Raw genomic sequence first — 24,093 nt, 5'->3', positions numbered from 1 at the left:
GACGGAATGGTGATCTACTTCTTGTAGATCAACCAGCTCTTGTTGACGGAGTCCTTCTGCATGCTTTCCTCGAAGCCCACCGTCCGGTTGCGGCCGTTGTTCTTGGCGTAGTAGAGGGCACTGTCCGACTTGTCGTAAAGCTCGCCCGGATCGGCCGCATTGGATGCCATGGCATAGCCGAGCGAGATCGTCACCGGCCCGTAGTTCACGCCCGAACGGGAGTTGCGGAAGGAGCGCGTTTCGATCGCCCGCCGCGCTCGTTCGCAGATTGCCATCACTTCTTCCGGTGTATTGCCCTGGACGATGATCGCGAATTCTTCCCCGCCGGTGCGGGCCACGAAGACGTCGTTGCGGACATTGGCGCGGATGACGGAGGCGACGGTGGCGAGGATCTTGTCGCCGACCGGATGGCCGTAGCTGTCGTTGATCTTCTTGAAGTTGTCGATGTCGGCCAATACCAGCGCCGTGACCGGAAGGGCTGCCCGATCGTCGAAAACTGCGGCCAGCTTCTCGTCGAAGGCACGACGATTGGCGAGCCGTGTCAACGAGTCCGTGTTGGCAATGCGCTTGTATTCGTCCAGTTCCTTGCGAACCAGGTCCATCTCGTGAGAGCGTTCGGCGACATTTCCGACGGTCTTTTCACCATGCGCCATGGTATCGCCCGTCGCTTCGGTGAGCAGGCTGATGGCGTTGCGGATGAGTTCGGAGGAGAAATTGGTCTTGGAGTTGATGCGGCTTGCCGTTTCGCCAAGCAGACGGCTGTAGCTTTCCAGGGACGCTTGTTCCTGGCGCAGCAGCTTGAGGAGCGCATCGAGCTCGGCCAGGAGCCGGTCATGCGCCTTCTCGATGACGGCGACCTGCCCGGTGCCAAGATACCGAGCCGCAATCGCATCGAGTTCTTCCTGGGTGGCGCGGCTGCCGAGCGCCGCCAAATCTCGCGTCAGCTCGGGATTGGAGCCCAGATAGGCTTCATAGAACAGCTGGTAGTTTCGGGGAATCGACGCGACACCCATCGAGCGGACGGCATAGATGATCTGCCCTACGATGTCTCCAGACTGCGCCTTTGCCGCCATTGCCGTCGTCATCGACAATTCCCTATCATTCGGACCATGTTTACTTGAACAATGAGTATAACGAAACTATTGGAAAAGAATTAAGAGCTGCATCCATTGCGGTAAGTAAAATCGATTATCCTCTTAAGGTTGTACTTCAAAAAGGCTAGCAATAACAATTGTCTAGGAAAAACACAGATGCCGGATTGGCGACAGTGATCACCGAAGCACGTAAATTCGGATTGATTTTTAGTGTTGTAAAGAAAGGCCTGTGATGTTCAGGCCTTCCGATTTTCAATTGACGCTTCGGTATTACTTCGGACCGATCATGTTTTCGGGCCGGACATACTGATCGAATTCTTCGTTAGTAAGATATCCGCCGCCGACCGCTTCCTGGCGCAACGTCGTGCCGTTCTTATGGGCCGTCTTGGCGATCTTGGCGCAGATGTCGTAGCCCAGCCTGCCGTTCAACGCCGTGACCAGCATCAACGAGTTTTCCACGCCACGCCTGATGTTGTCCTCGCGCGCCTCGATGCCGACGACGCAATTGTCGGTGAAGGAGACGGCGGCATCGCCGAGCAACTGCACCGACTGCAGGAAGTTGTAGGCCATCATCGGATTGTAGACGTTGAGCTCGAAATGGCCCTGGCTGCCGGCAAAGGTGAGGGCGGCATGGTTGCCGAAGACATGGGCGCAGACCTGGGTCAGGGCTTCCGACTGAGTCGGGTTGACCTTGCCCGGCATGATCGAGGAGCCGGGTTCGTTTTCCGGCAGCGACAGTTCGCCGAGACCTGCGCGGGGGCCTGAGCCGAGGAAGCGGATGTCGTTGGCGATCTTGAACAGGGCCGCGGCGGCGGCATTGATCGCGCCATGGGCAAAGACCATGGAGTCGTGCGATGCGAGGGCCTCGAACTTGTTCGGCGCGGTCACGAAGGGCAGGCCGGTGATCGTTGAGATTTCTTCGGCGACCTTCTCGGCAAAGCCGACCGGAGCGTTGAGCCCGGTTCCGACGGCCGTGCCGCCTTGGGCGAGCTTCGAAAGCGCAGGCAGGGTCAGCTCGATATTGGCGATTGCCGAAGCGACCTGGGCGGCATAGCCGGAAAACTCCTGACCGAGCGTCAGCGGGGTTGCGTCCTGCGTATGGGTGCGGCCGATCTTGATGATGTGAGCAAAGGCCTTCACCTTGGCTTCCAGTGCCTCGTGCAGATGCTTCAGCGAGGGGATCAGGTGGTGCACGATGGTTTCGACGCAGGCAATGTGCATGGCCGTCGGGTATGTATCGTTCGACGACTGGCTCATATTGACATGGTCGTTGGGATGTACGGGCTTCTTTGAGCCCATAACGCCGCCCAGCACTTCGATCGCCCGGTTGGAGATCACCTCGTTGGCATTCATGTTGGACTGCGTGCCCGACCCGGTCTGCCAGACGACGAGGGGAAAATGGTCGTTGAGCTTACCATCTATGACTTCCTGGGCGGCATCGATAATGGCTTTTCCGATGGCCGGGTCCAACCCCGCCAACTGCATGTTGGCGCGCGCGGCAGCCTGTTTGACGATGCCGAGCGCCCGCACGATGGCGAGAGGCTGCTTTTCCCAGCCGATCTTGAAGTTGCCGAGGGAGCGTTGGGCCTGCGCGCCCCAGTAACGGTCGCTCGCGACCTCGATCGGGCCAAACGTATCGGATTCGGTGCGGGTCGTCGCCATGGTCGGTGCCTCTGTTCGCGTCTGCGCTGTGCCGGTCGGATCAAGATCAAAAAGGCGTGACTGCCTGCATGGCCAGCGGCGGCATTACTATACGATTGCAGCCAGTCTGCAAGTCGCAAGCCCTTGGTTCGGCAGCACTCCGCGCGTGCTTTTTTGAACACGAAGGCAATAATTATGCACGTGTTTTAGCGAGAGAAAATGTTGACCGGCCCACTGTGTCAGTAAATATTTAACCAATATTTTCTTAACCTTCCGGCTGCTTCGGCGCGCTTGCGGCCAATTTCCAACATATTGGCCTCATAGGTGCTTCTTTGCTTCTCGCATGTCATCGGCTAGAGGGCGTGCTAAGTGTTCGACCGCAAATCAGTGCGGATCAGGTGACGGGGACGACATTGCTTCACAGACAGAAAAACAAGGCCTCCATCGCGCTGGCCCTCTTGTCCGGAATTTCGATCGCAGCAAGCCTTGCCGCCCCGGCGCAGGCGATGACGCTGATGGATTTCATCCGCGGCGGTCCTGGCAACAGCGGCAACCGTGGAACCACGGCGCTTCCGGGCGTCGATGTCGGCCGCATGCCGAGCGAGAAAGCGCTTGCCGACCCTGAGCCGCTGCCGAAAGTGTCCGGCCCGCAATATTACACATACAAACCGGCTGCGACGCGCGCGGTCAGGACCGCGGGCTTTGCCTCTGTCTCGGCGTCCGATGCCACACGCTTCCTGGTTCAGGCCAAGGTTTTTGCCGCTCCGGATATCGCCGCAGCGCTTGAGGCCTTCTACGCCGGAAACGGTGAACCGCTATGGGTTGCCTCCGGCGACGTGAACGACAAGGCGCGCGGCGTCCTGAACCTGTTCGAGCATGCGGATCAGTATGGCCTGGAGCCATCCGATTACATGTTGCCGGCACCGGCTCTGACGACGGCAAGCGTCACGACCCCGTCCCAGAGCCAGGCTCCGGGCGAAATTGCATCGGCAACCGACACTGCAACGACGACATCGGTGGACGATAAGCCGGCTGCACCTGCTTCGCCGGGAGACGAACACGACCGCGTTCTGATGCAGTTCGAACTGGCGCTGTCCGCAAAGGTCCTGATGTTCGCGCAGGACATGGTACGCGGCAGGCTCGATCCGAACGGCATTTCGGGCTATCACGATTTCAAGCGCAAGGACGTCAATCTTTCCGCTGTACTCCCGGCTGCGAAGAGCCAGGATGCCGTCGCATATCTGCAGAGCACGGTTCCCCAGGGCCCGCAGTTCCAGGCGCTGAAGGCCGAGCTCGACCGCGTTCTGGCCGAGGCCGGGCAGGAATCCGCACCTATCGCGCTTCCCGAAAAGCTGCTGCTGAAGCCTGGCGCAACGAGCCCGGACATGCCCGGCATCATCGCCGCCATCCAGCATACGGGGTCGGAAGCGCTGAAGACCAAGCATGCCGCGACGCTTGCCGCCTACAGCCAGAGCCCGGACTACACGCCGGAACTGGTGGAAGTGGTCAAGTCGTTCCAGAGCGAAGTCGGATTGAAGCCCGATGGCGTGATCGGCGCGGCGACGGTGCGCAAGATGATCGGCGATAGGGCGCAGGACAAGGTCGGCAAGCTCGTGGTTGCCATGGAGCAGGCGCGCTGGCTCCCGAACGACCTCGGCCAGCGCTATGTCTTCATCAACCAGCCGGCCTTCACCGTCTACTACCATGACCAGGGCGTGGAGCAGTTTTCCATGCGAGTCGTCGTGGGCGCCAAGGCGCACCAGACCTTCTTCTTCCAGGACGAGATCGAAACGGTCGAATTCAACCCTTACTGGGGCGTGCCGCAGTCCATCATCGTCAATGAAATGCTGCCGCATCTGCGCCAGGATCCGAGCTATCTCGATCGCATGGGCTACGAGGTCGCCGTCAACGGCAAGGCGGTGCCTTCGAGCAGCGTCAACTGGTACGGGTCCACGCAGAACGTTTCCGTTCGCCAGCCGCCCTCGGGCGACAACGCCCTCGGCGACCTGAAGATCCTGTTCCCGAACGCGCATGCCATCTACATGCACGACACACCTTCGAAGAGCTTCTTCCAGCGCGACATGCGGGCACTCAGCCATGGCTGCGTTCGCCTGGCGGAGCCGCGCAAGATGGCGGCGGCTGTGCTCGGAACGACCCAGCAGGACGTCGATGCGCGCATCGCCACCGGCCAGAATGCTGCGGTCAAGGTGCCGGTAAAGATCCCCGTCTACGTCGCCTACTTCACTGCATGGCCGAACAAGGATGGTCGCGTCGAATATTTCGGTGATGTCTATGGCCGCGATGCCGCAACGGTAAAGGCATTCGAGACTACGACCAAGGCCCGCGCTAGCCACATCTAACCCGTTGCGAGAAATGCTGAAGAGTATGGAGGCGGCTTTCGGGCCGCCTTTTCTTTGTCGGCTATTTCGACAGGGCAGCCTTTGCCGAATGACGGCTTAGAACCTGTTCGACGAGGGCGGGCGTCAGCTCGTCATAGCTTGCAATCACATGGTCGGGACCCAGCGTCTCGACCGGCACGTCCGAATAGCCGAATGAGACCGCGATCGAGGCGATGCCGGCGTTCTGCGCCGCCAGGATGTCATTGACGCTGTCGCCCACCATGATGCTGCGCGCCGGATCGGCAAGCGCCATGTCGATCGTGCCCAGGATATGCCGCGCATCCGGCTTGCGAACCGGAAACGTATCGCCCCCGGTGATAGCTGCGAACCGGTCGGTGAGGCCGAGCTTACCCATCAGCAGGAGCGCCAATTGCTCCGGCTTGTTGGTGCACACGGCCATGCCGAGCCCTGCTGCCGCAAGACGGTCAAGGCATTCCAGCGCTCCCGGATAGGGGCGGCTTCTGCCGGGCATCTGGCTCGCATAGTGATCCATGAAGCGCGTGATCAGCTGCTCGAACATCTGCTCGTCCAGCGGCGTGTCGCGAAGCTCGAAGGCGCGGCGGATCATCACCCGTACGCCCTGGCCGACGAGATAGGTCAAATCGCCGAAGGACACCGGCTTTAGCCCGACGGCGGTGATCGTGTGGTTCAGGCTGTCGATCAGATCGGGCGCCGTGTCGATCAGCGTGCCGTCGAGATCGAATATGACGAGAGGATTGCTCAAAAACTGCCTCGCATGCTCTGTCGGAAGTTGGTCTTGGAATAATCATGTCCCGGCCAAATTGCAAATCCGAGAGACTGGCCGAACGATGGCCGTCAAAACCGGGAAAGGGGACTTTCGCTTGTGAAAACCAGCGTGTACACAGCACTCGAAGAAACAGCGGGAGCTTCTGGCGGATGGACGCCCGGGAAATGAAGGTCAAGGCAGCCGAGGCGGCGCTGGCCCATGTCGAAGACGGAATGCGGCTCGGCATCGGCACCGGTTCGACCGCCGACGAGTTCGTACGTCTCCTTGCCGAAAAAGTTCATGGCGGGCTGAGGATACAGGGCGTGCCTACTTCGGAACGGACGGCGAGGCTATGCGTGGAGCTCGGCATTCCGCTGAAGTCGCTGGACGAGCTGCCGGAACTGGACCTGACGATCGACGGCGCCGACGAGCTTGACGCCGATCTGACCCTGGTCAAGGGTGGCGGCGGTGCTCTCCTGCGCGAAAAGATCGTCGCGGCGGCCTCGGCGCGGATGCTGGTAATCGCCGACGAAAGCAAGCTGGTAAATACGCTCGGCGCTTTTCCCCTGCCGATCGAGGTCAATCCATTCGGTCACAAGGCGACCCGCATCGCAATCGAGAAAGCGGCGTCCCGGCTGGGGCTCAGCGGCGAGGTCAAGCTGCGCAGAGGCGGCGAAGATGTCTTCACGACCGATGGCGGCCACTATATCTTCGACGCATCTTTTGGCCGTATTCCTGATGCAGAGGCTCTCTCTGGCGAACTGAATTCCATCCCAGGTGTGTTGGAACACGGGCTTTTCATTCACATGGCGTCTTTAGCGATCATCGCCGGCGAGGCGGGTGCGTGGACGCTGAAGGCGAAATAACTAGGAGCAGACATCCCATGATCAAACACGCGGTATTCGGCCGTGCCGCCGCTCTCGCTATCCTCCTGTCCGGCGCCATGACCATGTCGGCCCACGCTCAGGAAGTGTCCGACGCCCAGATTGCGGCCGCCCGTGACGCCATCGCCGCGCTGAAGGCGACCGACCTCTACGACAACATCCTGCCCACGGTGGCTGAGCGCCTGAAGGGGCAGTTCATCCAGGCATCCCCGAACTACCAGACCCAGATTTCCTCCGTCGTGGATGCGCAGGCACTCGCGCTCGCTCCGCGTCGTGCGGATCTCGAAAAGGAAGCCGCGACGATTTACGCCAAGAGCTTCACCACCGAAGAACTGAAGGCGATCTCCACCTTCTTCAACACCGAAACCGGCAAGAAGCTTCTTACCAATCAGCCGCTGGTCTCCCGCGAACTCGGCAAGGCGGTCCAGATCTGGGCGAACGGCATTTCACGCGACCTGACCAATCAGAGCACTGCCAAGCTGAAGGGCATCATCGATTCCACTCCGGTTCAGGCTCCTGTCGCCGATCCTGCACCTGCCGAACCGGCAGCGACGCCGGCTCCGGCCAAGCCCGCTACCCAGAAGCCTGCCGCTCCGGCAGCTGGCAAGCAGCCGAGCGCACCTCTCAAGCTCACTGTTCCCCCGGCGCCGAAGCCCTGAGCATTCGGATCTTCTCAATCTAGACAAAGCCCGGAGCGATCCGGGCTTTTGCTTGTCTGCGCCAGGCACTATATCAGAGCGCTGCGTCCCGCCGCCTGCCCAAAGGAGAATGCCATGGCTGCCTATGATTATGACCTTTTTGTCATTGGCGGCGGATCCGGCGGGGTGAGGGCGGCCCGCGTTGCCGCGTCGCTTGGCAAGCGGGTGGCGATCGCCGAGGAATACCGTTTCGGCGGAACCTGCGTCATCCGTGGCTGCGTGCCGAAGAAGCTCTTCGTCTATGCCTCGCAATATACCGAGCACTTTGAGGACGCCGTCGGTTTCGGCTGGGAGGTCGGTGAACGAAGCTTCGACTGGAAGAAGCTGATCGCTGCCAAGGACAAGGAAATAGAGCGTCTCGAAGGTCTCTACCGCCGCGGGTTGGAGAACAATGGCGCGGAAATCATTGCCACGCGGGCTGAGCTTGTCGACGCGCATACGGTCAGGCTGCTGAAGACGGGCAAGACGGTAACGGCGGACAAGATCGTCATCGCGACCGGTGGAACGCCCAATCCCCATGCGGCTCTGCCGGGCCACGAACTTTGCATTTCATCCAACGAGGCCTTCCATCTGCCGGAACTGCCGCGCTCCATCCTGATCGCCGGCGGCGGCTATATCGCGGTCGAATTCGCCAATATCTTCCATGGCCTCGGCGTCGATACAACGCTGATCTATCGCGGACAGGAGATCCTGTCGCGCTTCGATCAGGACATGCGCCAGGGCCTGCACAAGGCAATGGTGGAAAAAGGCATCCGCATCCTTCTGACCGATGTGATCCAGGAGGTCACGCGGGCGCCGGCGGGCGGGTTGATTGCCAAGACCATGTGCGGCGAGACGATTGCCGTTGATACGGTGATGCTGGCGCTGGGGCGCGATCCGAACACCAAAGGCTTGGGGCTCGATGCAGCGGGTGTCGCGGTGGACGAGCGTGGCGCGGTTGTCGTCGATAAGTACTCCCGCACCAGTGTCGAGAACATCTATGCGCTCGGCGACGTTACCAACCGGGTCCAGCTGACGCCGGTCGCGATCCACGAGGCCATGTGCTTCATTGAGACCGTCTACAGGAATAACCCGACATCGCCGGATTACGACCTGATTCCGACCGCGGTGTTTTCGCAGCCGGAGATCGGCACGGTCGGTCTTTCGGAGGAGGAAGCCGCGGCACGTTATCCGGAACTGGAAATCTATCGCGCCGAGTTCCGCCCAATGAAGGCGACGCTGTCCGGCCGAGCCGAGAAGACCATCATGAAGCTGGTCGTGGATGCAGAGAGCCGCAAGGTGGTGGGCGCCCATATTCTCGGTCATGACGCAGGCGAAATGGCCCAGCTGCTGGGTGTCTCGCTCAAGGCCGGTGTCACCAAGGACGATTTCGACCGCACCATGGCGGTGCACCCGACTGCCTCGGAGGAACTGGTGACCATGTACAATCCGAGCTACCGGATCAGAGACGGCCAACGCGTCTGAGGCGCATCAACTGGTGATGCGCGGCGTGCTGACAATCTTGTGGAACAGCGTGTTCATGGCGTCTGAAATTCCCTGGGTGGGGCTCACCTCGAAGTAATAGCCCGAGCTCGCGCAACTCTTCATCTTGTTGGGAATCTCCGCTTGGAAGGGCGCGATCCAGCTATTGTAGAAACCGTTCTCAGGCAGCGGCAGATAGGTCGTATAGAGCACCGCGATCTTGATGCCCCGGCCCTTGAGCGTATCGCAGTATTGGGTGTTGAGCGGCTCCATGCAGCGAGGCCCGCCAGCGAGTTTTTTGGTGCAATTGGAGCGCGGTGCATCGCCGACGCCGTCTGCGACCAGAAAGACGATGGCCTGGCGGTCGGCGCTGCTGATACCGCTTCCGGTCGCCTTGATCTTGTCGTTGATGCCGGTCAGCGCTGCATTATAATCGGTCTGGTTGTTGGGATAGTCGTGGCTGGGAATACTCATCAGCTCGATCTTGGAGGTGGCCTTGCTGACACTGCTGAAATCCGTCGTAGGCGTTGAGACCGTATAAAGACCGGCGTCCAGTGCGGTCTTTCCAAACGTGTAGGCGGACATTCGGAACTGCCCGGTCACCGTTTGGCTGTCCTGTGCCGTCTCCATCAATGCGGATACCGCTTCAGCGACAACGTCGATGCGGATAGTCGCGCCAATTGATTTTGCGAGGTTGTAATAGCTTCCCTTATCCTCCACGCCGGCTTCGGAAACCACGTGGCAGGCAAAGGCGCAGTCCTTGTCGGCACCGTTGCGGCCGTTCACGGTGGCGGCCCGCAGCTTGGCGACGTCCGCCGGTGTCGCGCCCACGCCCATGGACGGCGTATTGTCCAGCAGCATGTAGAAATCGAGGAAGGACGGTGTCTGGTACTGGGCGGTTGCGGCATCCGAGACGCTGATCTGTTCGCGGCCCAACACGCGCATGAATGTCGTGGGAAGCGTGGCGTTGAATGCGACGCGGGACGTGATGATGCCGTTGGTCTTGGTGAGCACTATGTCCACATCGACCGGCACGTCCGAAAGATCGTTCGACATCTGCCCGAAAAAGATCTTGCGGGCTTCCGTCTGGTCGAGCGTGACAGTCCCGTCGCCGGGCAAGGTCAAAGCCTGCGCCACCGCCTTGGACTTTTCTGCAATGGCACCAACAGCGGCCGCATCGGCTGCCGCCTGCAGCTCTGACTTCACTGAAAGCGCCCGGCCGAAATCGATGACGAGGCCGGCGGCCCCACAGAGTGGCACGAGCAGCAACGCCGTCATTATGCCGAAGTTGCCCCCGCGCTCTTTCAAGAACCGACGCATGCTTGCCCCCACGCCCATTGCCATCATGATCTGACATTGCCCTATAGACGTGAAATGCCGCTTAACGCCGCCGTAAAAAACGCAAGTAAATCCTGTCTTTTAAGAGTGAGAGAATGCCGCTTAAAGCCGGCTGAGACGGTCCTGAGGAAGCGGCTATGCAAGGCATTCGTTAAGGTTTATAAGCCCCGCTCAAATTGAAAGACAACGCCCGGCAAATCCGCCGAGGCGGGATAGGTGAGCGAGATGGCACAGAATTGGACCCCGAACAGTTGGCGGCACAAACCGATCCAGCAGGTTCCGGATTTTCCGGACGCGGCTGCTTTGGCAGCAACGGAAGCCCAGCTCGCAACCTTTCCGCCGCTGGTTTTTGCCGGTGAGGCCCGCCGCCTGAAAAAGCAGCTCGCCAGTGTGGCGGAAGGCAACGCCTTCCTGCTACAGGGCGGCGACTGCGCCGAAAGCTTCGCCGAACACGGCGCCGACAATATCCGCGACTTCTTCCGCGCCTTCCTGCAGATGGCCGTGGTGCTGACATTCGGCGCCCAGTTGCCGGTGGTGAAGGTCGGGCGCATTGCCGGCCAGTTCGCCAAGCCGCGCTCCTCCAACATCGAGAAGCAGGGTGCAATCGAGCTGCCGAGCTATCGCGGCGACATCATCAACGGCATCGACTTCACGGAAGCCTCGCGCATTCCCAACCCGGAGCGTCAGCTGGACGCATATCGCCAGTCGGCAGCAACGCTGAATCTGCTGCGCGCTTTCGCTATGGGTGGCTACGCGAACCTCGAAAACGTCCACAGGTGGATGCTGGGCTTCGTCAAGGATTCGCCTCAGGGCGAGCGCTACCGGAAGCTTGCCGACCGCATCAGCGAAACCATGGACTTCATGCAGGCTGTCGGCATCTCGGCGGACAACAATCCGAGCCTGCGCGAGACGGATTTCTTCACCAGCCACGAAGCGCTGCTGCTTGGCTATGAAGAAGCGCTGACTCGCGTCGATTCGACCACCGGCGACTGGTACGCGACCTCCGGCCATATGATCTGGATCGGCGACCGCACCCGTCAGCTCGACCATGCTCATGTGGAGTATTTCCGCGGCATCAAGAACCCGGTCGGCCTGAAATGCGGCCCGTCGCTGCAGCCGGACGAGCTGATCAGGCTGATCGACGCGCTGAACCCGGCCGACGAGGCCGGCCGCCTGACGCTGATCTGCCGTTTCGGTTACGACAAGGTGGCGGATCACCTGCCCAAGCTCGTGCGCGCCGTGGAGCGGGAAGGCCGCAAGGTCGTCTGGTCCTGCGACCCGATGCACGGCAACACCATCACGCTCAACAACTACAAGACCCGGCCTTTCGACCGGATACTGTCGGAAGTGGAGAGCTTCTTCCAGATCCATCGGGCAGAGGGCACGCATCCGGGCGGCATCCATATCGAGATGACCGGCAAGGACGTGACCGAATGCACCGGCGGCGCCCGTGCGGTGACGGCCGGCGATCTGCAGGACCGCTACCACACCCATTGCGACCCGCGCCTCAACGCGGATCAGGCGCTGGAGCTGGCATTCCTTCTGGCCGAGCGCATGAAGAGTGGCCGCGACGAAAAGCGGATGGTCGTCAACGGCTGATATCGCTGATAAATCGGGACTTCCAAAGGCCGGCGGAGACGCCGGCCTTTCCTTTTGCAGCCCCAACCTCGAGCCAGGGTCAATCCAAATTCATTCGAAGATTGAACGGAATCGGTTTGACGATTAGCCGAAGTGAAGGAAGACTGCGGCCGCAACCTGACGGAGGAAAGAGCGTGCAAGACACCCACCGCGGACAGTGCCTGTGCGGCGCAATCAGCTTCGAGACGGAAGGGCCGCTGGAGGGTTTGACGGCTTGCCACTGCTCTCAATGCCGTCGCCAGACCGGTCTCCACTATGTTGCAACCCGAACCTCCATGGAGCGCCTGACGCTTCATGGCGAAGACCGGCTGCAATGGTATCGGGCAAGCGAGACGGCCAATCGCGGCTTCTGTTCCATCTGCGGTTCGGCGTTGTTCTGGCAGGCGGATGGTTCGCCCGACATTTCCATCATGGCCGGCGCCTTCGACCAGCCTCTCGGCCTGAAGGTTGCCGAACACATCTACTGCGCGGACAGGGGCGACTTCTACGATCTTCCCGATGATCAAGCGCCGCGCTATCCCGGCGATCGCCCGAGCTCAGGCTGAAGCGCATGCCCATCCGCAGTTCCGTCGAGACCTTCAACATCCGCACCCGTCAGCACCGCGTGGTATGGCAGACGGAGCGGCTGTTCGAGGCACCCAATTGGTCGCCGGACGGCCACTACCTGATGCTGAACAGCGAAGGCCGCCTCTATCGCTTGTCGCTGGAGGGTGATGCGGAGCCCGTCGCCGTAGACACCGGCTTTGCCACGCGCTGCAACAACGATCACGGCATCTCGCCGGACGGGACCTGCATCGCGATCTCTGACAAGGTGGAATTCGGCAAGACAGCCATCTATGTCCTGACCGCAGGCTACGGCGAGCCGAGGCTCGTCACGAAAAACCTGCCCTCTTACTGGCACGGCTGGTCGCCCGACGGGCAGCGCTTCACCTATTGCGGCATCCGGGACAATGTCTTTGACATCTACACGATGGGCGTGGAGGCCGGCGAGGAGAGGAGGCTGACCTTCGGAGAGGGTCGCAATGACGGCCCTGACTTTTCAGGCGACGGGCGCTGGATCTACTTCAACTCCAGCCGCAGCGGGTGCATGCAGATCTGGCGCGTTCCCGCCGAGGGCGGCGAGGCGGAGCGCATGACCGACAGCCCCTATGGCGACTGGTTTCCCCATCCGTCACCGAAAGGTGACAAGGTGGTCTTCCTCTCCTACGACGGTGATGTCTTCGACCATCCGCGCGATCTGAACGTCCGGATCAGGCTGATGGACATGGATGGCGGCAATGTGGAGACGCTGTTCGATCTCTTCGGCGGACAGGGGACGATGAACTCGCCGAACTGGGGGCCGGATGGCGAGGAATTCGCCTATGTCCGCTATTTTCCAGAGGCTTGAGCGCTTGCCGGGGCCTGCTTGGCTGGTGCATAACTGCACGGTCAGGTGCCCGTGCCAAGCGGGAGAATCGGGAATCCGGGGAAGATCCGGAACGTGCCCAACGCTGTAAGGCCGACGCTGCTGCGACAAAGCCACTGGGAAACCGGGAAGGCGCAGCCTGCGGATGACGCCAAGTCAGAAGACCGGCCTGGCATCATGGACCACCCGCGCGGACGGCGGGCAGGTTGTGACGGTCCGACCGATTAAGGCGTGTCGGACACGGCATTGTTGGGATAAACGATGCGACCTGAACCTGTTTTTCCGGCGCTGCAACCGGCAGCACCTTTTGACCGTTGCGAACGCGCCGCCGTCTATAAGGCAATCGAGACGCGGCGCGATGTGCGCGACCAGTTCCGGCCGGATCCTTTGCCGGACGATCTGGTAATGCGCCTGTTGCGCGCTGCCCATGCCGCCCCATCGGTCGGCTTCATGCAGCCGTGGAACTTCATCCTCGTGCGAAGCCCAACCGTGCGAGAGAGGGCGTGGCAGGCTTTCAGTCGCGCCAATGAAGATGCAGCCGCCCTGTTTCCGCCGGAGCGCCGCGATCTCTACCGCAGCCTCAAGCTGGAGGGGATCAGGAAGGCGCCCTTGTCGATCTGCGTCACCTGCGATCCGGATCGTGCTGGGCCGGTGGTGCTTGGCCGCACCCACAATCCGCGCATGGATGTTTACTCCACCGTCTGCGCGGTGCAGAATCTCTGGCTTGCGGCGCGGGCGGAAGGCGTGGGCGTCGGCTGGGTCAGCATCTTCGAAGAGACGGATGTCCGCGCCATCCTTGGCATCCCGGAGCGCATCGAGATCGTCGCCTGGCTCTGCCTTGGCTATGTGGACGAGCTGTATTGCGACCCGGAACTGGCGGTGAAAGGCTGGCGGCAGCGCCTGCCTCTGGAGGATCTGATCTTCGAGGATGGCTGGCGGGACAACCCATAGGGGTGACAGCCATCACTGCTGCGGTTGGGTGCCGCTGAGCCTCGGGTGCGCCAGGTCGATGCTTTCCTCGGGAAAGAAAACAGGACCGACGGTGCGGACCTTCTTATTCGGATCATAAGGCCGGTCGGGCACTGGCGGCGGACCGGCGGCGGCCGTTTGCCTTTGCGGCCGGCCCCGTAGATCGACGATGCCGGAATAGGGTTGCTCCTTGGGCAGTTCGAGCCCCTGCACCTTCAACCGCTCTTCCTCTTCCTGCCGCTGCTGTTCCTCAAGATCGGAAGGGATGCAGCTGTTTTCGCGAATCGCCGCGAGAATAGGGGTCCTCTCATCCGTGGAGCGGACGAGTGCAATGCCATTGCGGCGTTCCACGACCAGGGATTCGCGCTCGGACTCGAGTGTCTGAAGGTTCTGGCGCATGTCCTCGCAATTGCCGTCGGAAACGCCCCCTAGCTTGACGATGCTGCCGCCGCCGCAGCCGTTGCGGCGCATCTCTGTCCGCAAATTGCGGATGTCGTTATTCTTCTGCCCGAGCTCCTGGGCATAGCGGCGTATTTCCTGGGTATTGCCGATGATTTCGGGGGTATTCCGCAATTGCCGATAGAGATCCGCGCAGGCAGCAATGTCGCGCGCCACGGCTGCCTGGGGCAAAAGGACGACCACAGAGACCAGCAGCTGGCGAAGATCCACGTATTTTAACTCCCGCTCGATGACGTCGGCGGGAGCTTAAGGCCATGCAGGTTAAAAACCCATAAGGCGGGAGGCATCCTGTCCCAACTTATCCGACGACAATACCCTGCGACGCTTCCACGACCGCAAGAGCGGCAAGGTTGACGACGCCGCGTGAGGTAACGGAGGGCGACAGGATGTGGGCAGGCAGGGCCGCGCCGAGAAGGATCGGGCCCACATGCAGCGCATCCATCATGGTCCGGGCAATGCCGAGCGAAATGTTGGCGGCGTCAAGGTTCGGGAAGACGAGCAGATTGGCCTCGCCGGTCAGGGCGCTATTGGGTATGGCACGTTTCCGAAGCGTCTCCGAAAGTGCCGAGCCCGCCTGCATTTCCCCGTCCACTTCCAGATCCGGAGCGCGTTCGCGGACAATCCCCAGAGCTTCGCGCATCTTCGACGCGCTTTCGGAATTGCGCGAGCCGAAATTCGAGTGGCAGATCAGGGCAGCCTTCGGCACGATGCCGAAGCGCCTGACTTCCTCAGCGGCCAGGACCGTGATTTCGGCAATCTCCCGCGCGGTCGGATTGTAGTTCACGAAGGTGTCGGTGAAGAAGACCGCGCCGCGCTGGGAAATGATCAGGCTGAGGCCCGACAGCGCGCAGACGCCCGACCGCTTGCCGATGATCTGGTTGATGTCGCGCAGGTGCCGGTCGTAGCGGCCTTCGGCGCCGCAGATCAGCGCGTCGGCTTCGCCACGTTTCACCGACAGGGCACCGATCACCGTGTTGTTGGTGCGCACGATGGTGCGGGCAGCTTCGGGGTTGATACCCTGGCGGCCGACCAGCGCGATGTAGTCATCGACATACTGACGGTAGCGCGGATCGTCTTCCGGGTTCACCACCTGGAAATCCACGTCCGGGCGAATGCGGATGCCGAAGCGCTTCAGACGCGCCTCGATGACCGAAGGGCGGCCGATCAGTATCGGAACCGCCGTCTTTTCCTCCAGCAGAACCTGGGCGGCGCGCAGCACGCGTTCGTCCTCGCCTTCCGCAAAGATGACCCGCTTCTTGTCCGCATCCTTGGCAGCCGCAAAGATCGGCTTCATCACGAAACCGGAGCGCCACACGAAGCGGTTCAGCTGGTCGAGATAGGCCTCGAAGTCCTGGATCGGACGGGCAGCCACGCCCGATTCGGCAGCGGCGCGGGCAACGGCCGGCGCAATGCGCAGGATAAGGCGGGGATCGAAGGGCGAGGGGATGAGGTAGTTCGGTCCGAAGATCGGTGTCTCGCCGGAATAGGCGCGGGCGGCAACGTCCGAGACCTCTTCGCGCGCAAGAGCCGCAATGGCCTTCACGGCGGCCATCTTCATGTCCTCGTTGATCGTGCGCGCACCACAATCAAGCGCACCCCTGAAAATATAGGGGAAGCAGAGGACGTTGTTGACCTGGTTGGGGAAGTCCGAGCGACCGGTACAGATCATCGCATCGGGCCGTGCGGCGCGGGCGAGTTCCGGCATGATCTCCGGCTTGGGATTGGCAAGCGCCATGATCAGCGGATTGGGCGCCATCTGCACCAGCAGTTCGGGCTTCAGGACCCCGGCCGCGGACAGGCCGAGAAACACGTCGGCGCCGCCGATGCTGTCGGCAAGCACCCTGTTGTCGCTCTTCTGGGCGTAGAGCGATTTCCATTCGTCCATCAGCTCGACACGTCCTTCGTAGACGAGCCCTTCGATGTCATGAACCCAGATGTTTTCCTTCCGGGCGCCAAGCGAGACCAGCAGATGCAAACAGGCGAGTGCTGCAGCGCCTGCGCCCGAGGTGACGATCTTGACGTCCTCGATCTTCTTTCCTGCCAGTTCCAGACCGTTGACGATCGCGGCCGCGACGATGATGGCCGTGCCATGCTGGTCGTCGTGGAAGACCGGAATGTTCATCTTCTCGCGAAGGCGCCGCTCCACGTCGAAGCATTCCGGCGCCTTGATGTCCTCGAGGTTGATGCCGCCGAATGTGGGCTCCAATGCCGCAACCGTGGAAACCATGGCGTCGATGCCGGGCGCATCGATCTCGATGTCGAACACGTCGATGCCGGCGAATTTCTTGAAGAGGACGGCCTTGCCCTCCATGACGGGCTTGGAGGCGAGCGGGCCGATATTGCCCAGACCGAGAACCGCCGAACCGTTGGAAATGACGGCGACGAGATTGGCGCGCGCGGTATATTCGGCTGCCATCTCCGGATTGTCCCTGATCGCCAGGCACGGAGCGGCAACGCCTGGGGAATAGGCAAGCGCCAGATCCCGCTGGTTGCCGAGCGGCTTGGTCGCCTGGATCTCCAGTTTGCCGGGGCGGGGATAGCGGTGATAAAACAGCGCCTGCTCGTCGAGATCGCCAGGCGTCTCTGAGCTGGACGTGGGTTGCGACGGAATGGATGTCATTTCAAGCTCGGTCTTCTGTTCCGGAAGGTTCCCTCAATACTACAAATGAGCGGAGGGTCCACCCTCAACTTGCGCAGCCGCACCGCGACGCGCCGCTGCCAGCCGACGCCCCTGTCATCATCCTGAAACACGAGTCTGATTTTGAAATGTCATCCCGCGGCGACGAGAGGAAGACTTCCGTGACCGGTACAGTTCAGCCGAAGCATTTCAGGACACTGTTCATCTCGGACGTCCATCTGGGCTCCAAGGCAGCGCGTACGGATTTCCTGCTGGACTTCCTTCGCTATCACGAAGCGGACACGATCTTCCTCGTCGGCGACATCATCGACGGCTGGCGGTTGAAGCGCAGCTGGTACTGGCCGCAGAACTGCAATGACGTGGTCCAGAAACTGTTGCGCAAGGCCCGCAAGGGAACGCGGATCGTCTACATCCCGGGCAATCACGACGAATTCCTCCGGTCTTTCCCCGGCACGCATTTCGGCGGCATCGAAGTCGCAGAACGCGCCATCCACGAAATGGCCGACGGCAAGAAATACCTCGTCCTGCATGGCGACGAATTCGACGTAGTGGTGCGCAATGCCCGCCTGCTGGCCTATCTCGGCGACTGGGCCTATGACGCTGCCATCGCCATCAATGTCGTGCTGGCCGCCGTACGCCGCAAGCTCGGCATGCCCTACTGGTCGTTTTCGGCCTGGGCAAAGCTGCAGGTCAAGCATGCGGTCAACTTCATCGGCGAATTCCAGCGGGTGGTGGCAGAGGAAGCGCGCCGCAACCACGTCGAGGGCGTCATCTGCGGCCATATCCATCACGCGGTGATGGAGGACATAGACGGCATCCACTACGTCAATACCGGTGACTGGGTGGAGAGCTGTACGGCGATTGCCGAGCATCACGACGGGACGCTGGAACTCATCACCTGGGGACAGATTTCCGAAACGGCGGAAATCACCCTGCTTCCCGGCCCCGTGTCTGCAAACAGCATGCAGGCTGCATAGGGCGACCTCTGGCGGATCGCGTCGGCGGCCAGTTCTTGGCATAGGAATCACGCGGCGATCCGTGCTAGCAAAGCGAATCCCTTCGCAACTCTCCGTGTTTCCGTGACATCTGCAGATCAGGCGCTCTCGCCGCCTCGGCTTTTTCCCTTGCGCTGTGCGCTCGCCTATGGCGCGGCGGTTGCCGTGAACGGGGTGATCCTCCCTTATTTTCCGGTCTGGCTTCAAGGCCTGGCCTTCAGTTCCTTTGAGATCGGCATCGTGCTCGCCGCGCAGATGATCCTGCGGGTGGCAGCCGCACCGTTTGCCGGCATGCTTGCGGACCGGATGACGGAACGCAGCAGCATGCTGGCCTGGTCGGCGATCCTGTCCCTGATCACCGCCGTCATGCTGTTCGGCACCACCAATTTCTGGCCGGTGCTGATCGTCTTCGGCCTGCAGGCTGCGGTCTTCGCGCCTTATCCGCCGATCGTCGAAGCGATCACCGTGACAGGCGTGCGTCGCTGGGGCTTCGAATATGGCGCCATGCGCGTCTGGGGCTCGATCGGCTTCGTGGCAGTTACGCTTGCGGTGGGCGAACTGATCGGCATCTGGGGTGCAGGCATCGTGCCGTCGGCTCTCGTCGTGACCTTTCTCGTAACACTGGCGGTGGCCTTTGCCGCGCCCAAGCTCGGGACGCCGCTGCCGCTGCCTGCAGCCCAAAGCGCGTCGGCATCCGCCCGCCGCACTCCTCTCCATCTGCATGTGCTGATGCTGGGAGCCGCACTCATCCAGGCAAGCCACGGCATGTATTACGCCTTCAGCACGCTGTACTGGCAGCAGGCAGGGCTTTCCAGCAGCACGATCGGGGTATTGTGGAGCGCAGGCGTGGTTGCGGAAATCCTAGTCTTCTTTTCGTCCGGCTGGATTGCAAGGCGGGTCTCGCCCTGGACCCTGATGCGCTGGGGATGCGTCGCGTCCGTGATCCGCTGGGCGCTCTTCCCGTTGCCGCTCGGGCTATGGGGTACGCTGGCTCTCCAGTTGTCCCACGCGCTGACCTTCGCGCTGGTTCATCTTGGACTGCAGCACAGGTTGGTCGAATCGGTGCGGGAGGATCAGGAAGCGTCGGTGCAGGGCGCCTATGTCTTCTATGGCGGCGCGCTGCTGGGCCTGTCCACACTGGCATCAGGCCTGCTCTACAAGCAGTTCGGCGGGTTCGGTTTCCTCGGCATGTCGCTGATTGCGCTGGCGGGGCTGGCGACGATCAGCCTTGCGGCAAGGCTTCAGCCCCAGAGAAGCGGGTCAGGCGGGTAGACCAGCGAACCTTCATATGTCAGCCCTTCCGGACGATCGTTGGCGAGAAGCAGCGGCCCGTCCAGATCGGCGTAATCAGTGCCCTGCGCCAGAAGCACGGCCGGCGCCATGGCAAGTGACGTGCCGACCATGCAGCCGACCATGATCGCAAAGCCCAGACGCTGCGCCTCTGCCTTCATGATCAGTGCTTCCGTCAGCCCGCCCGTCTTGTCCAGCTTGATATTGACCGCATCATACCGGTCACGGAGGTTCTCGAGATCTGCCGTCGCGTGAACGCTCTCGTCGGCACAGACCGGCACGAGACGGCGGATGGTGGCAAGTGCGGCATCCCGGCCCGCCGGAAGGGGTTGTTCGATCAGGGATATGCCGAGTTCCAACGCAAGCGCCATGTGTCGCTCGATATTCTCCCCCGTCCAGCCCTCATTGGCGTCCAGGATGATTCGCGACGCCGGAGCTGCTTCTCGCACGGCCCGCAGGCGCGGCTCGTCGTTGTCCGTGCCGAGCTTGACCTTCAGCAGCGGCCGGCCGGCATGCTTGCGAGCTTCGGCAGCCATGGCGTTCGGCTCGCCAAGCGACAGGGTGAAGGCGGTGACCAGAGGAGTGTCCGCCGTGGCACCGATCGTCTGTGCCACGCGCTGGCCGCTTTGCTTCGCTTCAAGATCCCACAGGGCGCAATCGATGGCGTTGCGTGCGGCACCCGGCTTCATCTGCCGCTGCAGGTCCTGGCGGGAAAGGCCGTTGCGCACGGCGTCCGCTGCGGCTTCCATATCTGCCAGTACACCCTCCAGGCTTTCGCCATAGCGGCGATAGGGCACGCACTCGCCGCGACCCGCCACGCCGTTCTCCGTTATCGTGCAGGTGATGACGTCCGCCTGCGTCTTCGATCCCCGGGAGATCGTGAAGATGCCGGCGATCGGAAAACTCTCGATTGTTGCTTCAAGGTGACGCGTCATAGGTTTTCCATTGCGGATCGTGGCAAATCTGATCGGGGTGGCTATATTGCGGTTCTTCGATCTGCGATCAACCTGGTCACAGCCCAACCCCTTCGAATACAAGCGAAACAATCCGTGGCGACCAAGTCAGCCGAGATCAAAGCCGAGAATGCGCCTGATGGCGGCGAACGTTACGTTCTGACAGGTGAATGGCGCAACCACTCCATCGGCAAGACGCTCAAGGAATTCGAGCAGCTGGAAAAAGCCGAGGGGCAGGGCAGGTTGGAGATCGACCTTTCCGGCATTGAGGGGATCGACACGGCCGGCGCCTGGCTCGTTCGCCGCCTGATGAGCGCAAAGGCCCATCAGGGCCGCGAGGCGGTATTGACCGGCGTCGGAGGGACGGTCCAGGAACTCATCGATGTCATGCCGGAAGAGGCGCCCGTTCCGCCGCCCGCCGGTGCCGACCGCCGCCCTCTGTTCGAGAAAGCCTTTACGCCTCTCGGTCGCATGATGGTCGATCTCGGCGGCGACTTTTATGCCGCCATGCACATTCTTGGCTCGGCCGTGCGGGGCGCGCAGCTGAAATTCGGCCGAGGCTCCGGTGTTTCACCCGCATCGGTGGTTACTCATATCGACCGCATGGGAGTGCGGGCCGTGCCGATCATCGTGCTCATGTCCTTCCTGATCGGCGCGATCATCGCCCAGCAGGGTGCGTTCCAGCTGCGCTATTTCGGCGCCGAAATTTTCGTCGTGGATCTGGTCGGCATTCTGCAGCTGCGCGAGATCGGCGTCCTGCTGACATCGATCATGATCGCCGGCCGCTCGGGCAGCGCCATCACCGCCGAAATCGGCTCCATGAAGATGCGCGAAGAGATCGACGCGCTCACCGTTATTGGCCTCAACCCGATCGGCGTCCTCATCTTCCCACGTCTCGTCGCGCTCACCGTGGCTCTGCCGCTGCTGACGATCATCGCCAATTTCTCGGCACTGTACGGTGCTGCGGTGGTGGCCTACACCTATTCCGGCATCACCTTCGACACCTATCTTTCGCGCCTGCACGAGGCTGTCGATCACAGCTCTGTTGCAGCCGGCATGATCAAGGCACCGTTCATGGCGCTGGTCATCGGCATCGTCGCAGCCGTCGAGGGCATGAAGGTCGGGGGAAGCGCCGAATCGCTCGGTAGCCATGTGACGGCTTCCGTCGTGAAGGCGATCTTCGCCGTCATCGCGCTCGACGCTTTCTTTGCGGTCTTCTATTCCGCGATCGATTTCTGATGGAGACCGAATTGGACCAACCGCAGACAACGGAAGCGAAGTCGCAAGACGACCGCAAGGTGGTGCTTTCGGTGCGGGACCTGACAGTCGGTTTCGGCAACAATCTGGTATTGGACAAACTGAACCTCGATATCTATCGCGGCGAGATTCTCGGCTTCGTCGGTGCGTCCGGAACGGGCAAGTCCGTGCTCATGCGCACCGTGCTGCGGCTGCTTCCCCAAAGATCCGGTACGATCGAAATCCTCGGTGTCGATTATGCCACGGCAGATGATGAACAGCGCGTCGCGCTCGATACTCGCCTCGGCGTGCTTTTCCAGCACGGCGCGCTCTTCTCGGCCCTGACGGTCAAGGAGAATATCCAGCTGCCCATGCGGGAATATCTGGACCTGCCGCAGTCGCTGATGGACGAGCTTGCTTATCTGAAACTCGAAATGGTCGGCCTGCCGCCGGATGCCGGCGACAAGTACCCCTCGGAGCTCTCGGGCGGCATGATCAAGCGAGCCGCTCTGGCGCGGGCGCTTGCGCTCGACCCGGACCTCGTTTTTCTCGATGAACCCACATCGGGACTGGACCCTATCGGGGCGGCGGATTTCGATGCGCTGATTGCCCGTTTGCGTGATACGCTGGGGTTGACGGTCTACATGGTGACCCACGACCTCGACAGCCTGTTTTCCGTTTGTGACCGTATTGCTGTTCTCGGTCAGAAGCGGGTATTGGTGGAAGGTACGCTTAAGGATATGTTCGCCTTTGACGATCCGTGGGTTCAGTCCTATTTCCGCGGCAAGCGCGCGCGTTCTGTCGTGACCAATGAACAACCTGCCCACCGGCAAGTAGAGAAGTAGCCTAACTTATGGAAACCAAAGCCAATTACGCCCTTGTCGGTTTCTTTACACTGCTGGTGATCGCGGCCGCCTTCGGATTTGTCTACTGGATGGCGCAATCGGGCCGCGGCGGTCCGACAGCGGAGCTGGCGATTCGCATTCCGGGTTCGGCGAATGGACTTTCGGTCGGTTCTCCCGTCCGCTTCAATGGTATTCCGGTCGGCTCCGTGCGTAGCCTCAGCATCGACCCTGACGACCCCAAATATTCCATCGCCTTCACGGAAGTTCGTGCGGATGCCCCGGTCTACCAGTCTACCAAGGCGGTGCTGGAAGTTCAGGGTCTGACCGGCGCAGCCTACATCGAAATGTCGGGCGGCGCCAAAGGCGAGGACAATATCCTTCAGAAGGCGATCGAGAGCGGGCGCCCCGCCGTCTTGATCGCCGATCAATCGAGCGTGACAAACCTTCTCGCCACGGCGGACAAAATCATGGACCGCGCCAATCATGCCATTGGCGACATCCAGGGCTTTGTCGGCGATGCCCGGGGGCCGCTGACGCAGACCATTCGCAATGTGGAAGTCTTCACGGCGGCGTTGAGCGCAAATTCAGGCAATATCGACAAGTTCCTGAACAGCCTGGCGACCCTGTCTTCCGCCGTCGACCGGGTATCCACAACGCTTAACTCCACGCTTGCAGCCGCTGAACAACTCGTTCGTGCCGTCGATGCGGAAAAGGTCAATGCCGTTGTATCGAACGCCGAGCGCCTGACCCGCAATGTCGCCAACGCGTCCGACAATTTCGACGACGTGATCAACAATGTCCGTGGCGCTGCCGCCAGCTTCGCCCAGGCAGGCACCGAGGCGCAGAGTGCATTGAAGCGCGCCGACAGCCTCATGGCCGCTGCCAACCCCGAGCAGATCAGCACTGCGATCCGCAATATTGCCTCCGCATCCGAGGACGTGCGCCAGACGATGAGCTCTGCCCGCACCGTGGTGGACGACGTGGCGCATCGCCGCGACGACATCAACAGTGCGATCAGCGACTTCAGGGATCTCGCCAGCAAGCTGAACACAGCCTCCAGCCGCGTGGATACGATCCTCGCCAAAGTCGACGGGCTTGTCTCCAGCGACGATTCGCAAGGGCTGTTCGCCCAGGCGCGCGAGACGCTGCAGTCCTTCAAGACGGTTGCCGACAACATCAACGCGCGTGTCGGCCCGATCGCCGACAATCTGCAGCGTTTCTCCGCCGGTGGCCTGAGAGACATTCAGACACTGGTGACCGATACGCGCCAGACAGTGCAGTCGCTGAACAACGCAATCGACAATTTCGACCAGAACCCGCAACGCCTGATTTTCGGCGGAGAAACGGTCAAGGAATACAATGGCAGAGCACGACGCTAGTGCGGGAGTTCAGGGTTTGATGGGTTCGAGTTCTGTAACGGAGC

The 24,093-nt window shown here is 61.4% G+C and carries 20 protein-coding genes and 1 riboswitch; of the genes, 13 read left to right on the top strand and 7 right to left on the bottom strand.

What is annotated here, in order from left to right; translation table 11 throughout:
* Positions 1-14: 14 nt before the first annotated feature.
* Together EPK99_RS17620 and fumC are read right to left on the bottom strand one after the other, a co-directional pair.
* Positions 15-1,085 (bottom strand): GGDEF domain-containing protein, encoded by a 1,071-nt coding sequence (locus EPK99_RS17620; RefSeq protein ID WP_128444404.1) that lies wholly within the window; start codon positions 1,083-1,085, stop codon positions 15-17.
* A 279-nt stretch (positions 1,086-1,364) separates the two neighbouring features.
* Positions 1,365-2,756 (bottom strand): class II fumarate hydratase, encoded by a 1,392-nt coding sequence (gene fumC / locus EPK99_RS17615; RefSeq protein WP_128444403.1) that lies wholly within the window; start codon positions 2,754-2,756, stop codon positions 1,365-1,367.
* Between the two features lie 494 nt (positions 2,757-3,250).
* Here fumC and EPK99_RS17610 point away from each other — a divergent pair, with 494 nt between their 5' ends.
* Positions 3,251-5,095, top strand: coding sequence for a L,D-transpeptidase family protein (locus EPK99_RS17610; RefSeq protein WP_483466562.1), 1,845 nt, complete (start codon positions 3,251-3,253; stop codon positions 5,093-5,095).
* 61 nt (positions 5,096-5,156) lie between these two features.
* Here EPK99_RS17610 and EPK99_RS17605 read toward each other — a convergent pair whose 3' ends face one another.
* On the bottom strand, positions 5,157-5,858 hold the full coding sequence (locus EPK99_RS17605; RefSeq protein ID WP_128444402.1) for an HAD family hydrolase: 702 nt from the start codon (positions 5,856-5,858) through the stop codon (positions 5,157-5,159).
* A gap of 173 nt (positions 5,859-6,031) precedes the next feature.
* On the opposite strand from EPK99_RS17605, the gene rpiA reads away from it, so the two are divergent.
* The 3 genes from rpiA (at position 6,032) to gor (ending at position 8,907) form a co-directional block, all read left to right on the top strand.
* Positions 6,032-6,727, top strand: coding sequence for a ribose-5-phosphate isomerase RpiA (gene rpiA / locus EPK99_RS17600; RefSeq protein ID WP_128444401.1), 696 nt, complete (start codon positions 6,032-6,034; stop codon positions 6,725-6,727).
* Positions 6,728-6,744: 17 nt separating this feature from the next.
* Positions 6,745-7,404, top strand: coding sequence for a DUF2059 domain-containing protein (locus EPK99_RS17595; RefSeq protein WP_128444400.1), 660 nt, complete (start codon positions 6,745-6,747; stop codon positions 7,402-7,404).
* A gap of 114 nt (positions 7,405-7,518) precedes the next feature.
* Positions 7,519-8,907, top strand: coding sequence for a glutathione-disulfide reductase (gor, locus tag EPK99_RS17590; protein ID WP_128444399.1), 1,389 nt, complete (start codon positions 7,519-7,521; stop codon positions 8,905-8,907).
* Between the two features lie 6 nt (positions 8,908-8,913).
* Here gor and EPK99_RS17585 read toward each other — a convergent pair whose 3' ends face one another.
* Positions 8,914-10,224 (bottom strand): TadE/TadG family type IV pilus assembly protein, encoded by a 1,311-nt coding sequence (locus EPK99_RS17585; RefSeq protein ID WP_128444398.1) that lies wholly within the window; start codon positions 10,222-10,224, stop codon positions 8,914-8,916.
* Between the two features lie 243 nt (positions 10,225-10,467).
* Between EPK99_RS17585 and EPK99_RS17580 the strand changes: the two genes are divergently transcribed.
* The 4 genes from EPK99_RS17580 to bluB all read left to right on the top strand — a co-directional run bounded on the left by EPK99_RS17580 (position 10,468) and on the right by bluB (position 14,236).
* Complete coding sequence (locus EPK99_RS17580) at positions 10,468-11,841, top strand: class II 3-deoxy-7-phosphoheptulonate synthase (RefSeq protein WP_128444397.1); 1,374 nt, start codon at positions 10,468-10,470, stop codon at positions 11,839-11,841.
* A gap of 173 nt (positions 11,842-12,014) precedes the next feature.
* Positions 12,015-12,425 (top strand): GFA family protein, encoded by a 411-nt coding sequence (locus tag EPK99_RS17575; RefSeq protein WP_128444396.1) that lies wholly within the window; start codon positions 12,015-12,017, stop codon positions 12,423-12,425.
* Positions 12,426-12,436: 11 nt separating this feature from the next.
* Positions 12,437-13,267: a TolB family protein gene (locus EPK99_RS17570; protein ID WP_128444999.1), complete on the top strand. Its 831-nt coding sequence runs from the start codon at positions 12,437-12,439 to the stop codon at positions 13,265-13,267.
* Between the two features lie 26 nt (positions 13,268-13,293).
* Positions 13,294-13,472, top strand: a riboswitch (cobalamin riboswitch).
* A gap of 74 nt (positions 13,473-13,546) precedes the next feature.
* Positions 13,547-14,236 (top strand): 5,6-dimethylbenzimidazole synthase, encoded by a 690-nt coding sequence (gene bluB, locus EPK99_RS17565; RefSeq protein WP_128444395.1) that lies wholly within the window; start codon positions 13,547-13,549, stop codon positions 14,234-14,236.
* Between the two features lie 12 nt (positions 14,237-14,248).
* On the opposite strand, the gene EPK99_RS17560 is transcribed toward bluB, so the two are convergent.
* Together EPK99_RS17560 and EPK99_RS17555 are read right to left on the bottom strand one after the other, a co-directional pair.
* Complete coding sequence (locus EPK99_RS17560; RefSeq protein WP_128444394.1) at positions 14,249-14,923, bottom strand: hypothetical protein; 675 nt, start codon at positions 14,921-14,923, stop codon at positions 14,249-14,251.
* A gap of 88 nt (positions 14,924-15,011) precedes the next feature.
* Entirely contained in the window at positions 15,012-17,333 is a 2,322-nt protein-coding gene (locus EPK99_RS17555) for an NADP-dependent malic enzyme (protein WP_128444393.1), read from the bottom strand.
* A gap of 179 nt (positions 17,334-17,512) precedes the next feature.
* Between EPK99_RS17555 and EPK99_RS17550 the strand changes: the two genes are divergently transcribed.
* Positions 17,513-18,328 carry a UDP-2,3-diacylglucosamine diphosphatase gene (locus tag EPK99_RS17550; protein ID WP_128444392.1) on the top strand — a complete coding sequence of 272 codons (816 nt, stop codon included), beginning with the start codon at positions 17,513-17,515 and terminating at the stop codon, positions 18,326-18,328.
* Positions 18,329-18,430: 102 nt separating this feature from the next.
* The gene (locus tag EPK99_RS17545) at positions 18,431-19,618 is read left to right on the top strand and encodes an MFS transporter (protein WP_128444391.1); all 1,188 of its coding nucleotides are present in this window, start codon (positions 18,431-18,433) and stop codon (positions 19,616-19,618) included.
* Here the strand turns inward: EPK99_RS17545 and dgcA are convergent.
* Positions 19,588-20,571 carry an N-acetyl-D-Glu racemase DgcA gene (dgcA, locus tag EPK99_RS17540; protein ID WP_128444390.1) on the bottom strand — a complete coding sequence of 328 codons (984 nt, stop codon included), beginning with the start codon at positions 20,569-20,571 and terminating at the stop codon, positions 19,588-19,590. The genes EPK99_RS17545 and dgcA overlap by 31 nt on opposite strands.
* A 114-nt stretch (positions 20,572-20,685) precedes the next feature.
* Between dgcA and EPK99_RS17535 the strand changes: the two genes are divergently transcribed.
* Genes EPK99_RS17535 through EPK99_RS17525 form a run of 3 tightly spaced genes read left to right on the top strand, consistent with a single transcriptional unit; the run spans position 20,686 to position 24,049 of the window.
* Entirely contained in the window at positions 20,686-21,828 is a 1,143-nt protein-coding gene (locus tag EPK99_RS17535; RefSeq protein ID WP_128444389.1) for an ABC transporter permease, read from the top strand.
* Positions 21,828-22,670 carry an ABC transporter ATP-binding protein gene (locus EPK99_RS17530; protein WP_128444388.1) on the top strand — a complete coding sequence of 281 codons (843 nt, stop codon included), beginning with the start codon at positions 21,828-21,830 and terminating at the stop codon, positions 22,668-22,670. Before EPK99_RS17535 ends, EPK99_RS17530 begins: the two co-directional genes overlap by 1 nt.
* Positions 22,671-22,678: 8 nt before the next feature.
* Positions 22,679-24,049, top strand: a complete 1,371-nt coding sequence (locus EPK99_RS17525) for an MlaD family protein (protein WP_128444387.1) — start codon at positions 22,679-22,681, stop codon at positions 24,047-24,049.
* The last annotated feature ends 44 nt before the right edge of the window (positions 24,050-24,093 follow it).

The organism is Neorhizobium lilium (assembly GCF_004053875.1).
Lineage (GTDB): Bacteria > Pseudomonadota > Alphaproteobacteria > Rhizobiales > Rhizobiaceae > Neorhizobium > Neorhizobium lilii.
Note: the sequence above shows the minus strand (reverse complement) of the source record. Positions and strands in the feature narration are given on the sequence as shown.